A 13,565-nucleotide genomic window follows, 5' to 3' on the forward strand; every position below is an offset into this window, starting at 1 on the left:
GGGGCCGTCTGTTGGTTTTTGCCGTCTGGAACGAGGTCAAACTGAAGTTGTCACCTACTGAGCTGCCCCACATATTGCACTCGCCTTGCCTGATCTCTGGCTGCCAACATCTCTGGATAGGGCATAGTAGGCGTCATGTCCGAGCGCCTGCTTCAGTTGCTGACCGCTGTTCCTCAGTCCGGCGATGACCTGGGAGCCGCCCTGGGACTGAGCCGCGTCTCGGTTCATGCCCATGCGCACCGCCTGCGTGAGCAGGGAGTACCGCTTCAAGTGAGGCGCGCCGGGTACGCGCTTGAGCCTGGGACGCCCGCGCCAGGGGTGCTGGCCCTGCGCGGCGGGTTCGGGCGGGCGCTGCGCTACTACGGTGAAACCGGCAGTACCCAGGACACGCTGCGGGACTGGGCCGCTGATGTGCATAGCCCCGCGCTGCACGGCGCTGTGGTGGTGGCCGAGCGGCAGACGGCTGGCCGGGGTCGCCGGGGCCGCACCTGGCAGACAGGCACTGGCAATCTGGTGTTCAGTGTGCTGCTGCGCGGGCCATTGCCTCTGTCCAGCTTGCCCACGCTGCCGCTTGCGGCTGGAGTGGCGATGCAGCGTGCTGTGGGCGGGGGCAGCCTGAAATGGCCCAACGACCTGCTGGACGCTCAGGGCCGTAAGCTGGCCGGGATTCTGCTGGAAGCCGAGCTGCGCGGTGAGGAAGCCCGGCAGGCTGTGCTGGGCATCGGTATCAACGTGACCGAGGCACCCCAGGGGGCCGGTACGGTGGATCATCTGCGGCCCGGTGTGACCCGCGCTGAGCTGCTGGCCGATGTCCTGGCCGAGCTGGAGCATTGGCTGGCAGCTCCTGGGCCAGAGGTGCTGGACGCTTGGCGGGCCGTGAGCGCGACTCTGGGACAGCCGGTGCGCTTTGAGCTGCCTGGGCAAGGCCACTTGGAGGGAGTAGCGCGTGACGTGGACGCTCAGGGCAGCTTGCTTGTCGCCTTGCCAGATGGCCGCACGGTTACGGTTGGGGCCGGAGATGTAGAGCTGATTGGTCAGCTGGGGGCTAGATAGGGCAGAGACTGGCCTCAACCTGCGCTGCCTGGTCCGGGCCTTGGTTCAGCTGCCATGAGGTTTGGCCTAACGGAGCGCGCTGGGCTATGCTGAAGCATTCCAAAAAGTGAGCGGTGTGCTTGGCCCCTGCCCGGTACGCTGCCGCATTCCCGGAGGAAAGAATCTATGACCCAAGCGACCCACCCCACCCTGGCTGGCACCCTGGCCCCTACTCCGTCCGTCTCCCGTGACCTGCTGCTGATTGCCGGCGGTGCTCTGCTGATGGGCCTGATTGCCCAGGCCGAGATTCCGCTGCAACCCGTCCCTGTGACCCTGCAAACCCTGGGCGTGCTCCTGATTGGCGCGGCGCTGGGCTGGAAGCGCGGGTTTGCGGCTCTGGCCCTGTACCTGTCGCTAGGGGCCGCTGGCCTGCCGGTGTTCGCTGGCGGCTCAGCAGGGATGGGCAAGTTTCTGGGCGCTACCGGCGGCTATCTGCTCAGCTATCCCTTTGCTGCCGCTGCTACGGGCTGGTTGGTTGAACGCTTCGCCCTAGACCGCAGGCCTCTGGGTGCAGGCCTCGCCATGCTGGTTGCCAGCGTCATCATCTATGCGCTGGGCCTGACCTGGTTGGGCGCAGTCACCGGCATGCAGGGGCAGACCCTGCTCAACGCTGGCCTCACCCCCTTCTTGCTGGGCGACGCCCTCAAGATTGCTCTGGCTGCGGTGCTGTTGCCTGCGGCCTGGGCGTTTGTGCGCAAGTAATAAGGAGCCAGCCAACAGAGAGGAGCCTCCGCGCTGCATATGCGGAAGCTCCTCTCTCTTTGGCCCTCAGACCCTTAGTCTGTTAGACCCTTAGACCTTTATCACACCGTGATTTCAGCGAAGCGGGCGTTTTCCTGAATAAACACCTTGCGCGGCTGCACATCGCTGCCCATCAGGTCTTCGAAGATTTCGTTGGCCACCAACAGGTCTTCGATGTTGACCTGCTTGAGCACCCGCGTTTCGGGGTTCATCGTGGTGTCCCACAGCTGGTCGGCGTTCATCTCGCCGAGGCCCTTAAAGCGCTGAATCTCGAACTTCTTGCCGGCCTTGTTGGCCTCGGCCACCTTTTTGCGCAGTTCCTCGTCAGAGTAGAGGTACTCGCCGGTCTTGCTGCGGCCCACCATGATGCGGTACAGCGGCGGCTGGGCAATGTACAGGTGGCCGTGCTCCACCACCGGCTTCATGTAGCGGAAGAAGAAGGTCAGCAGCAGCGTGGTGATGTGGCCGCCGTCCATGTCGGCGTCGGTCATGATGATCACTTTGTGGTAACGCAGCTGCTCCACGTCAAAGCGCAACTGGTCGCCGCTGCCGTCCACGCCGGCCCCGATGGCCGCGATCATGCTTCTGATTTCGGCGTTCTTGAGGCTCTTGTTCAGCTCGGCTTTTTCCACGTTCAGAATCTTGCCGCGCAGCGGGAGAATCGCCTGGAAGCGGCGCTCACGGCCACTCTTGGCGCTGCCGCCTGCCGAGTTCCCTTCCACGATAAACAGCTCGCTCTCGGCGGGGTCCTGGCTGGAGCAGTCGGCCAGCTTGCCGGGCAGGTCGTCGTTTTCGAGGGGGTTGGAGCGGCGCACAATGTCGCGGGCTTTGCGGGCCGCTTCACGGGCGCGGGCAGCTTCGGCGGCTTTTTCCACAATCGTCTTGCCGACTTTGGGGTTTTCTTCGAGGAATTCCGCGAACTTCTCGCCCACGATGGCGTTGACCGCCGTCTGCGCTTCGGAGTTCAGCAGCTTGACCTTGGCCTGCGACTCGAACTGCGGGTCGCCCAGCTTCACGCTGATCACGCAGTAGATGCCTTCCAGCAGGTCGTCGCCGCTGGGGGCGGGGTTGCCACTCTTGATCAGATTCTTGTCCTTGGCGTACTTGTTCAGGATGCGGGTGTAAGCCGTCTTGAAGCCGGTCAGCGGAGTGCCGCCGTCACGGGTGCGAATCATGTTGGCGTAGGTCAGGATGTTGTCGCTGGAATAGGTGTTGGCGTGAATAAACGCCACTTCCACTTCGACTTCATTGCTGGTGCCGCGCATCACGATGGGCTGGTCGTACAGCAGCCGGGTACTGTCGCTGACCAAGGAGGAGGCAAAGTTGGCAATGCCGCCCTGCTCGTGGAAGACTTCTTCGCGCACCTCGCCCGCGTGCAGCGCTGCCCGCTCGTCACGCAGCACGATTTTCAGGCCAGTCAGGTAGGCCAGCTCGCGCAGGCGGCGGCGAATACGGTCATAGTCGAACAGGTTTTCGAACTCTTTGAACACTTCGGGGTCAGGATGGAAAGACACCTTGGTGCTCCAGGTCACGTCGGCTGGGGTCTTGCCGGTCACTTCTAGCGGGACCGTCACCAAGCCCTTTTCAAAACGGATGTGGTGCAGCTGTTCGCCCTTGTTGACGGTCACGTCGAGGTAGGTGCTGAGCGCGTTCACCACGCTGGAGCCCACGCCGTGCAGACCGCCCGACACCTTATAAGCGCCCTGGCCGAATTTGCCGCCTGCGTGCAGCTCGGTGAAGATCACTTCGATGGCCGGGCGACCTTCGGACTTCATCATATCCACGGGAATACCGCGCCCGTTGTCGGTCACGGTGGCGCTGCCATCTTCGTGCATGGTCACGGTGATTTCGTCGGCAAAGCCGGCCAAGCCTTCGTCAATGGCGTTGTCGATAATTTCGGTCAGCAGCTGATGATAGCCGTCAATGCCAGTGCCGCCCTGCACATACATGCCGGGGCGCTTACGAACCGCTTCCAGACCTTTGAGAATGCTGATGGAATCGGCGGTGTAGTTGCTGTTGGGGTTGGTCATATTCCTCCTGTGAAGCGGTTCTCCCAAAAATAGGGAGCCAGCTCCGGTACTGTGGCGCTGCTCTGGACTTGTGGCCCGGCGCAGCTGGCTAGAACAGTGGGAAGGCAGGGCTGCAAAAGCCCCTGCGAACAGGGTTTAGTCTAGCACGTGACCCGCCATTCTCGAAATCCTGCTACTTGAATATGTTATTAACATAATCATGCCGCTGTCTACCCCTGCCAAGCGTGACCCTTTTCATAGTTGCCCGGTTCGGGGCACAATGGAGAGTGACATGCCACGACTGACTCCGCTGTTTTGCCTGGGCCTGCTGCTGCTGGCGGGTTGTGCGGCCCCGGCTGGGCAAACCGCCGGGGATACCGCTCAGCAGGCGGCCTCCGCTGCGGCGGCGCAGGCCCAGACCTGCACCCTGCCCGCAGGCGCGGCCACATTTCCCACCCGTACCCGGGCCGTCTTTGTGCTGGATACCAGCGGCAGCATGGTCGGCCTGGGCGACGGCAGGGCCGACATTTTTGCTGGGGTCAAGGCGGCCATCGTGCGCTATGTGGATGAGCGCCAGCCGCAGCAGGTGGAACTGTTTACCTTTGACAGTGGTCTGCGTTCGCGCCGCAGCTACACTTTGCCGGCTGACCGCGCTGCTTTTGACAAGGACATGGCTGAGTTGCAGGCCAACGGCAACAACACCCATCTGTACCGCTCGCTGAATGAAGCGCTGCCCACCCTGGCCCCCGACTCGGACCAGCTGACCAATGTCTTCGTGCTGACCGACGGGGTAGACAACGACCCCAGCGGCGCGGTGAGTGCCGCCCAGGGCCTGTCGGCCTTCACCGCCCGTGGCCCGCTGGACAGTTTTCACTATCTGGCGCTCGGCACCCAGATTCCTGCCGACGCACTTGGAGCCCTACAGAGCAGCCCCTACGCCGAGGCACACACCTATCCGGTAGGGCAGGTGCCGGACCTGACCGGGCTGGGCAGCCGCATTCAGACGGTGCACTCGCCAGAAGCTTTGAGTCTGGGCTTGCCGGACGGCACCCCAGTGCAGCTGTCCATGCCGCTGCTGCCGGGACTGAGCCAGGTCTCGCTGGCCGCTGGGGAAGTGCGGGGCGGTGCCGTGCCCCTCCGCGTGCTGGGCCAGATTCCCAGCGGCACGGTGGGTTTGCTGTGTGCTGAGCCGCTTGCGCCTGCCGCTCAGGCTGCCGCCGCTTCGGGCGCTCAAACTGGGGACGAGACAGGCCGCGTGGTGCGCCCACAACTCACGCTGCTGCGCTTTGCCCTGGCGGGCACCGAAGGGCTCCGCTGGCTGAACCCCGGCGCTGACCGGACCCTGCGTCCTGGTGAGTCGGTCACGCTCCGCTACGCACTCAGCCGGGCGGTGCTCCAAAAGGACCTGCGCGGTTCGGGCTTCAACACTTCGCCCGCCGAGGGCCTGAGTGCCGAGCTGCTGCATGAGCGCGGCAGCCGCCACATCGGTGTCCGCGTCACCAACACCGGCCTGGCCGAAGGCCGGACAGTGCCGCTGGAATGGTTGCTTCCGGACGGCACCGCACTGCCGCTGACCACCGTGACCGGGGCGGCGGGATCGCTGGAAGGGCAGGTGCCTCCAGTGACCGACACCCGCCCTGGGCTGACAACTCCAGCACCAGGGTCTGCCACCCCTTCCGCTGACCCGCAAACGACCCCTGACGGCAGCGCTCAGCCACGCCGCACCTTCAATCTCTGGCCGCTGCTGCTGGGGCTGGCACTGCTGGGCGCAGCGCTGGCTGCCTTGCGTGCGGTACAGCGCCGGCAGGTGCGTGAGCGGGCTGCGGGCGCGGCTCCGCTGATTGAGCGGGCGCGGCCCGGCGGCGCAGAAGAGCGGGTGCGCCATGTGACGGTCTCGCAGGCCCAGCCGGTCAGCTCGGTGCCCGCTGCGCCTTACGCCCCAGCGTTTGAGCAAGAAGTGCCCGGGATTGAGGGCCTTGAATACTCAGAGGACCGCTTCCTGTGCCTGTTTGGCACCGATGGGCGCATGAGTGCTGTGAATGCCCCGTCCAGCGGCGCGTTCGATGTGGGCCAGGTGGCGGGTGTGCCGCACCTCAGCGGGCTGCGTCTGGAGCGCCACCGCGCCGGGCTGCGGCTGCTGCGGGTCCCCGCAGACCTGGAAGTCTCACAGGGCACCCGCTTGCTGGGCCCCGGCAATGTGGTGCGTCCCGGCACCCTGCTGGGCGTGCAAATGGCCGAGTCGAGCCGCGCCAAGTCCCCGCCGCTGGGTGAGCTGAGTGGCCTGGGTCTGCCGCTGACCCTCAGTTCGGACGGGCAGACCCTCAAGGTGGTGGGGCGCTACGCCGAGCACCACCTGGGCTTGCCGGGCGGAATCACGGACCTGGGTGAAGCCTGCAAAGCTCCTTCGCTGCGCGGCCTGCGGGTGACGCTGCTGGGTGGCCGGGTCCTGATTGCTGATATCCCGGCGCGGCTACGGCTGCTGCGGCCCCGGGCACGTGGCGAGAGCACGGCCCCCAATCCACCGCTGCGCCCCGGCACCTTCTTGCCGCTGGGCACCGAAGTCCAGTTCAAGGGCTATGAGGACCTTCCGTGATTGACGCTCTGAAAATGCTGCACAACTTTGTGTGGCCCGACTCCTGGGTGGCCGCCTTTCCGCTCCTGATGCTGACGCCTACTCCGTTGGCCCTGGCCACAGCGGTGCTGTTTGTCTGGAGCCTGGCCCCGGCGTTCAAGGGACAGGTCGGCGCTGGCTTTCTGGGTTGGCTGCGGCTGACCTGGGTGCTGACCCTGCTTCCGGCGGTCACGGGCATCGTTCTGGCTGTGAGTGGCGGCAAAGTGGCCAGCGCCGTGCCCGCTCCCGCTGCCGTGCAACAGGAACTGTGTGGACAGGTCGCCAACCTGTCCCGCTACTGCTTGCCGGTTGACCCACCCCGTGACCTGGAGCACTGGATGTACACCGGCTTTACGGTCCTCAGCCTGCTGGCCGCCGAAGCCCTGGCGCGGGACCGCTGGAACGGCGAATTTCTGGGCGTCAATATCGGCCTGAAGCTGCTGCCGGTACTGACTCTGTTTCTGGCGGGCTGCGTGTACATGATTGGGCGGGTGGCGGTGTTTCCCGGCAACTCAGTGGGCGCCTAGAGCATTTGATCCGATCATTTGACAAGCTGTCCAGGCTGCGCCGCTCCGGCAAAGTTCTCATGAGGGCTGGTCATCCTGAACAGCGATGCCGCTGAAGTCTGTTGATTGTGTGTTTAGGACGTTCCGTTCTCCGTCTGTTCTGGGCCCGCGTCTGCTGGCCGCACTCGCTGTCTCTGTGCTGGGCGGTGCGCAGGCCCAAACGGTCACGGTGCAAGCAGGGGACACCCTGTGGAGTATTGCTCAGCGCAGTGGGGTCAGCGTTGCCCAGCTGCGGGCGGCCAATGGCCTGAGTAGCGACGCCATTCGGGCAGGGCAGGTGCTGCGCCTCAAGGCGCCTGCTGCCCCCTCAGCTCTGGCGGTCTACCCGTACACCGTGCGGCCAGGCGACACGCTGGCCGGGATTTCACGCCGCACCGGAATCAGCGTGGCGGACCTGCGGCGGGTCAATGCCGTCAGCGGGGACCTTCTGGTGGTCGGGCAGCGCTTGCAGGTTCCGGCCCGGCCCCTGCCGCCGCAAGTGGCTGCAGGCCAGACGGTCAAGGTGGTCTACGGCTACGAGACGGTGCAGCCTGGGCAAACTCTGCGGACGCTGGCTGCCCAGTACCGCACCACCCCGGCGGACCTGCTGGCCGCCAACTATCTGCGTTCGGGTGAGGTGTATGCGGGCCAGCGTCTGCGGGTGCCCAAGCGTATCCCGGTGCCATTGCCGCCTCAGCCCGTCGCTCCGCCCGTGTCGCTGCATTCGCGCACGCTCCTGGGGGTGCCGGTGCGGATGGTCCGGGTGGACCTGCGCCATCCTGGGGTGCTCGTCTCGCCGGTGCTGCCTCAGGGGAGCCGGGGCGCACGCGTGGGGACACTGGCCCGCCAGAGCGGAGCAGATGCGCTGATTAACGGTTCCTACTTTCATCCACAGACCTATGCGCCTGCGGGTGACCTGGTCCGCAGCGGCCAGCTGATCAGCTGGGGGCGCATTCCGGCGGCCCTTGCCATTACGCCCGACAACCGCGCCGTGATTACGGGCGGGAGCGGCACCACCAGCGCACAAGCCTGGCGCGGGATGGAGACGGTGATCGCCTCTGGGCCACGTATCTTGGTGGGCGGCCAGATTCGCCAGAGCTATGACGCCGCTTTCCGTGACCCGGCGGTCTTCGGGCGGGCGGCGCGCTCCGCCGTGGGGCTGAGCGGCAACCGCGACCTGTTCCTGGTCAGCACCCAGGCCAAGCTGACCCCGGCTGAGATGGCAAAAGTGATGCGGCAGCTGGGCGCGCAAAATGCCCTGTTGCTGGACGGGGGCAGCTCGGCGGGGCTGGCCTGGGGCAACCGCGCCGTCATAGAAAGCGTGCGGAGTGTGGCCTTTGGGATTGGGGTGTACGGCAATTACTCGGGGCGGCGCTACATGCGTTGACTGCGCCGTTAACTGTGCCGTTGACTGTGCCGTTGACTGTGCGGCGGCCTGCGGTCAGCTCGCTTCTGTAAAGTGCGGCAAGCAGTAGGCAGTGAGCCTGGCCCAGCTTCCCCAGTTGCATTCGCCAGCTCTGGCCTAAGCCCATCCCTGTTCTAAGCAAGGTGGCTTACCGTTCAAGAACCGGCCCCAGCTACCTTAACTCCATGTCGATTGTTCAGCCGCTTGACCTGTCTGCCTGGCCCCGCGCCGCTACCTTTCAGCACTACCGCGCCCATCCCTGCACCTTCAATGTGACGGCGGAGGTGGACGTGACTGCGCTCAAGGCGGCCCCGGTCCCTTTTGCCTCTGCCCTGATTTATGTGATCTGTCAGGCGGTCAACGCCTTGCCTGCGCTGAGAATGACCCTACAGGACGGTCAGCCCGGCTACTGGGAACAGATTCTGCCGACCTATACGGTGTTCCGGCCTGAGAGCCAGACGTTTGCAGTGCTGTGGACTGATCTGGGCGACTCTTACGCAGACTTCCAGACCCGCTTCCAGGCCGACGTGCAGGCCCATGCAGATTCGCTGGAGTTCTACCCGAAGGGCAGGCCGCCTGCCCACGCCGTGAACATCTCCATCGCGCCGTGGCTGGGGTTTACGGCCTTTGAGCTGACCTTTGCGGGTGAGGAGGAGTATCTGCTGCCGGTCTTCACGGCGGGGCAGTACCGCGAGCGGGCCGGGCGGCTGTGGCTGCCGCTGTCGGTCAGGGCCAATCATGCCGCCTGCGACGGCTGGCATGTGGCCGAGTTCTACCGCGAAGTTCAGGAGCGTGTGAACAGTTTCCGGGGAGGTGAGTAAGAAAAGCCGCCGCCTGTACACGTTTCAGACAGCGGCTCAGAAGGTCTTTAGTAGATTTAGCGCACCTGTGAGCCGCCCGGCAGGGCCTTGCCCACGGTCAGCAGGTCCAGCTCGCCGCTTTCGCTCTCAGCACTTAGGATCATGCCCTGACTCATGATGCCGCGCATCTTGCGGGGGGCCAGGTTCGCCACGATCACCACGCGCTTGCCTACCAGGTCGGCGGGTTCGGGGAACCACTTGCGGATGCCGCTCAGGATGACCCGCTCCTCATCGCCCACCTTCAGGGTGAACTTGAGCAGCTTGTCGGCATTTTCTAGCGGCTCGCAGGCCAGCACTTCGGCCAGGCGCAGGTCCACTTTCAGGAAGTCGTCAATGGTGATGAATTCCTGGGCGTTCTCGGCGGGAGCGGTGGGGGTGTCCTGGGTCGGGGCGGGGTCGGTCATGGTCTTGGCTCCTTGCGGTTTGGTGGCTTTTGGTGCGGTGCTCTGTGGTTGGTCTGCGCCCTGCTCGGCTTTCTTTTCGGGCAGTTCCAGCTTGGGAAACAGCACCTCGCCCGCCTGAATGCGGGTGCCTGCGGGGGTCAGGCCCCAGGCGGCTTCCAGCACGTAGGTCTGCTCGCCCAGGCCCAGCTGACGGCGCAGCTCCTGCGCTTTGCCGGGAATCGCACCTTCAAGCGCCACACTTGCCACCCGCAGGCCCTCGGCCACGGTGTACAGCACGGTGTCCAGCCGCTCAGCCTGCGCCTCGTCCTTCGCCAGCTTCCAGGGTTCGCTCTCTGCGATATAGCGGTTCAGGTCGCGCACAAAGCCCATCGCCGCGTCCAGCGCCATGTTCAGCTTGAAGTCGTTCACGAGTCCCATCACCCGTTCTGGCAGGCTCTGGGCGTCGGCCACAATCTTCTGTTCACGCTCGCCCAGTTCGCCGGGGGCTGGAATCACGCCGCCCCGGTACTTCTCGATCATGCTCAGGCTGCGGGCCAGCAGGTTGCCCAGGTCGTTGGCGAGTTCGCCGTTCAGGCGGCTGACCAGAATCGTTTCGCCAAATGGCGTGTCGCTGCCCATGCTGGCCTCGCGCAGCAGGGCGTAGCGAATGGCGTCCAGGGGGAAGTCTTGCACCAGCTGCTCGGGGTCAATGGCGTTGCCCAGTGATTTGCCCATTTTGCGGCCATCTTCGGCCAGGATGTGGCTATGGACAATCAGGCGGTCATACACCGGCAGGCCCGCTGACTTGAGCATGGTCGGCCAGAAAATCGCGTGTGGCTTGAGAATATCCTTGCCGATGACGTGCCAGGTCTGCCCGGTCACGCTTTCCGGCTGGCCCTTGCCCACCGGCCCCGACAGGTACGCCAGCAGCGCGTCGAACCACACATAGGTCACGTGCTCGGGGTCCCAGGGAATCGGCACGCCCCAGGGAATCCGCTCTTTGGGCCGCGAGATGCTCAGGTCGCCCAGCGGCTCACGCAGCATTTCCAGCACTTCGTTGCGGAAGCCTGTGGGCTGAATCAGGTCGGGGTGGGCTTCCAGGTATTCGCGCAGCCAGGGCTGATACTTTTCCATCTTGAAAAAGTAGTTGGCCTCGCGCCGCAGCTCGGGCGGCTCCTTGTCGCCGGGCACGCGCCGCACGCCGTCAGGGCCTTCGACCAGTTCTTTTTCGGTCACGTAGCGCTCGCTGCCCACCGAATACAGGCCCTCGTACTCGGCAAAGTAGATGTCGCCCGCGTCGTACACGCGCTGCAAGATGTCCTGCACAAACCCCTGGTGCTGCGCGTCGGTGGTGCGGACGAACTGGTCCAGGCTGATGCCCAGACGCTCCCACAGGCCCTGAAAAGCCCGCTTTGAGAGGTCGTCCACCAGCTCCTGCGCCGTGATGCCCTGTGCGGCGGCGGCCTTGAGAATCTTTTCGCCGTGCTCGTCGGTGCCCAGCAGCAGGTGCGTAGGGCGGCCCGACAGCCGCTGGTAGCGGGCGATGGCGTCAGCCAGGATTTTCTCGAACACGTGCCCGATGTGCGGCACGCCGTTGGCATAGTCAATCGCGGTGGTGATAAAGAGCGTGTCGTTGGCTCCTGTTTGTGTCATTTATGAATTCTCCTGTGGTGGCTGAGCCTTGCTCAGAGGTGATTCCGCTGCGCTCATGGTTGGTGGAAGAAGGAACAGGCTTTTTGCATCAAAGGCCAAGGGTCAAAGGCCGAAGCGGGCGTAAATATCGTCCACGTGGCGCAAGTACCATGCCAGGTCGAAAGCGGCGTCCAGTTCCTCGGCGCTCAGCGGGTTTTCGGGGTCGGCGGCCAGCAGGTCTTTTAGCCCTTCGCCGGTTTCCCAGGACTTCAGGGCATTGCGCTGCACGATGCCGTAAGCGTCTTCGCGCAGCATGCCTTTGTCGTCAATCAGAGCGTGCAGCACGCGCTGGCTAAACACCAATCCGCCCAGGTCATTGAGGTTCTTCAGCATTCGCTCGGGGAACACGACCAAGTCACGCAGCACGCCGGTCAGGCGGCGCAGGGCGTAGCTGGCGGCGGCGGTGGAGTCCGGCAGGATAATGCGCTCGGCGCTGGAATGGCTGATGTCACGCTCGTGCCACAGCGCCACGTTTTCCAGCGCGGTCATGGCGTTGCCGCGCAGCAAGCGGGCCAGGCCCGTGACATTTTCGGTCAGGATGGGGTTTTTCTTGTGTGGCATGGAGCTGCTGCCGGTCTGCCCCTTGCCGAACGGCTCCATCGCCTCGCGCACTTCCGAGCGTTGCAGGTGGCGAATTTCCACCGCGATTTTCTCGATGGTGGTGCCCAGAATTGCCAGGGTGGTCATCAGCTCGGCGTGGCGGTCACGGGCCAGCGTTTGATTGGTCACGGCGGCGGGCTGCCAGCCCCACTCGCGGGCCACAGCGGCCTCGATGTCGGGGCTGACATGGGCAAAGGTGCCTACGCTGCCGCTGAGCATCACCACCTGTATGCGCTTTCTGGCCGACTCCAGCCGCTCCAGGTCGCGGTCCAGCGCCGACATCCAGTTCAGGAACTTCAGCCCGAAGGTCATTGGCTCGGCGTGGATGCCGTGGGTGCGGCCCACCGTAGGAGTGTGTTTGTACTGCACCGCCTGGGCGCGGCACACCTCACGCATGGCCTGGGTGTCCGCAATGATGAGGCTCATGGCTTCGTCCAGCAGCAGGTTCTGGGCGGTGTCCACCACATCGGTGGAGGTCAGGCCGTGGTGAATGAAGCGGGCTTCCTCGCCGTAGCGGTCCGTCAGCGCCCGCGTAAAGGCCACGATGTCGTGGCGGGTGACGGCCTCGATTTCGGCCACCTTCTCGGCAAAAGCCTGGTCAAGTGGGTCACTCTCCGCTTTTTGCACCAGCGTGTCGTAAGCGCTTTGCGGCACTTCGCCCGCCTGCGCCTGGGCCTGCATGGCGCTCAGCTCCACTTTCAGCCAGGCGCGGTAACGGTTCGCCTCGGACCAGAGGGTCTTCATTTCGGGAGTCAGGTAGCGGTCAATCATGGCCTTCAGCCTAGCGCCTGGGTAAAGCGTGTGGCAGCAGGGCTGAATGGCGGAGGGCGGATGACAGATAGCGGATAGCAGAGGCTTTGGCGGCCCAGCAGCGAAAGCCCCGCCAGGATTCCGGGCGGGGCTGATGTTTGGCTTGCTGGTGACGAGTGTCTGCCTACTGCTGCACCACCCGTGCGCCGCGTGGCAGGGCCCGCAGGGCGGCTTCGGTCACGCCAGTATTGGTCTTGAAGCTGCTCACGTTCAGGTCCACGGCCAGCTGACCGCCGGGCTGGTACATCTGAATGCGGGTGGGACGCCAGCCACGGTCCGTCACCCAGACGTGGGCGGTGCCTGCCTGCGCGTTGCCTTTGGGGGTGGCCGCCAGCTTGAACAGGCGGCCCCCACCGGCATTGCTGGTGCCGAGCAGCTTGACGTTGTAGCTGCTGCTCAGGTTGGCCGCGCTGCCCAGCTGGGTAAAGTCCAGGCCCAGGCCGGAGCGGGCACCGGCGCGGCTGAGCGGGGTCACGGTAATCTGGTTGGACATGCTCCAGTACTGGCGCACTTCCTGACGGTCCGAGACGATCACGTCGCCGCTGAGACTTTGCGGCTGGCGAAATTCCATGCGGACCACTTCACGGCTGGGAATAGTTTTGACCATCACATCCATATTCTGTCCAGTGCCTTCCAGCGTCAGGCGACCCGAAAGCCGGAACGACAGGTCGCGGGCACTCTTTTGCATCTGGTCCACTTTGTACAGAACATCGTTGGCGGTCTGGGCATTGGCCTGGGGCAGCAGAGCCAGCGCGGCACTCAGGGAGAGGAAAAAGGCTTTTTTCACACATGCAGTCTGGCATGTCAGGGGGTGAGA

The 13,565-nt window shown here is 64.6% G+C and carries 10 protein-coding genes; 6 read left to right on the top strand and 4 right to left on the bottom strand.

The window, feature by feature from the left end:
- Positions 1-135 precede the first annotated feature (135 nt).
- Positions 136-1,053 carry a biotin--[acetyl-CoA-carboxylase] ligase gene (locus IE158_RS11080; protein ID WP_189643772.1) on the top strand — a complete coding sequence of 306 codons (918 nt, stop codon included), beginning with the start codon at positions 136-138 and terminating at the stop codon, positions 1,051-1,053.
- A gap of 165 nt (positions 1,054-1,218) precedes the next feature.
- Positions 1,219-1,794: a biotin transporter BioY gene (locus IE158_RS11085; RefSeq protein ID WP_189643773.1), complete on the top strand. Its 576-nt coding sequence runs from the start codon at positions 1,219-1,221 to the stop codon at positions 1,792-1,794.
- A 101-nt stretch (positions 1,795-1,895) separates the two neighbouring features.
- On the opposite strand, the gene IE158_RS11090 is transcribed toward IE158_RS11085, so the two are convergent.
- Entirely contained in the window at positions 1,896-3,863 is a 1,968-nt protein-coding gene (locus IE158_RS11090) for a DNA topoisomerase subunit B (RefSeq protein WP_189643774.1), read from the bottom strand.
- A 271-nt stretch (positions 3,864-4,134) separates the two neighbouring features.
- Between IE158_RS11090 and IE158_RS11095 the strand changes: the two genes are divergently transcribed.
- From IE158_RS11095 to IE158_RS11110, 4 genes are all read left to right on the top strand, one after another.
- Positions 4,135-6,435: a vWA domain-containing protein gene (locus IE158_RS11095; protein WP_189643775.1), complete on the top strand. Its 2,301-nt coding sequence runs from the start codon at positions 4,135-4,137 to the stop codon at positions 6,433-6,435.
- The gene (locus IE158_RS11100) at positions 6,432-6,980 is read left to right on the top strand and encodes a hypothetical protein (RefSeq protein WP_229839086.1); all 549 of its coding nucleotides are present in this window, start codon (positions 6,432-6,434) and stop codon (positions 6,978-6,980) included. Before IE158_RS11095 ends, IE158_RS11100 begins: the two co-directional genes overlap by 4 nt.
- A 109-nt stretch (positions 6,981-7,089) precedes the next feature.
- Positions 7,090-8,385, top strand: a complete 1,296-nt coding sequence (locus tag IE158_RS11105; RefSeq protein ID WP_229839087.1) for a LysM peptidoglycan-binding domain-containing protein — start codon at positions 7,090-7,092, stop codon at positions 8,383-8,385.
- Positions 8,386-8,588: 203 nt separating this feature from the next.
- The gene (locus IE158_RS11110) at positions 8,589-9,224 is read left to right on the top strand and encodes a chloramphenicol acetyltransferase (RefSeq protein WP_189643777.1); all 636 of its coding nucleotides are present in this window, start codon (positions 8,589-8,591) and stop codon (positions 9,222-9,224) included.
- A 56-nt stretch (positions 9,225-9,280) separates the two neighbouring features.
- On the opposite strand, the gene metG is transcribed toward IE158_RS11110, so the two are convergent.
- The 3 genes from metG to IE158_RS11125 form a co-directional block, all read right to left on the bottom strand.
- Positions 9,281-11,299 carry a methionine--tRNA ligase gene (gene metG / locus IE158_RS11115; RefSeq protein ID WP_189643778.1) on the bottom strand — a complete coding sequence of 673 codons (2,019 nt, stop codon included), beginning with the start codon at positions 11,297-11,299 and terminating at the stop codon, positions 9,281-9,283.
- Between the two features lie 102 nt (positions 11,300-11,401).
- On the bottom strand, positions 11,402-12,709 hold the full coding sequence (gene purB / locus IE158_RS11120; protein ID WP_189643779.1) for an adenylosuccinate lyase: 1,308 nt from the start codon (positions 12,707-12,709) through the stop codon (positions 11,402-11,404).
- Between the two features lie 163 nt (positions 12,710-12,872).
- The gene (locus IE158_RS11125) at positions 12,873-13,535 is read right to left on the bottom strand and encodes an outer membrane lipoprotein carrier protein LolA (protein ID WP_189643780.1); all 663 of its coding nucleotides are present in this window, start codon (positions 13,533-13,535) and stop codon (positions 12,873-12,875) included.
- Between the last annotated feature and the right edge of the window lie 30 nt (positions 13,536-13,565).

The organism is Deinococcus piscis, assembly GCF_014653275.1.
Taxonomy (GTDB): domain Bacteria; phylum Deinococcota; class Deinococci; order Deinococcales; family Deinococcaceae; genus Deinococcus; species Deinococcus piscis.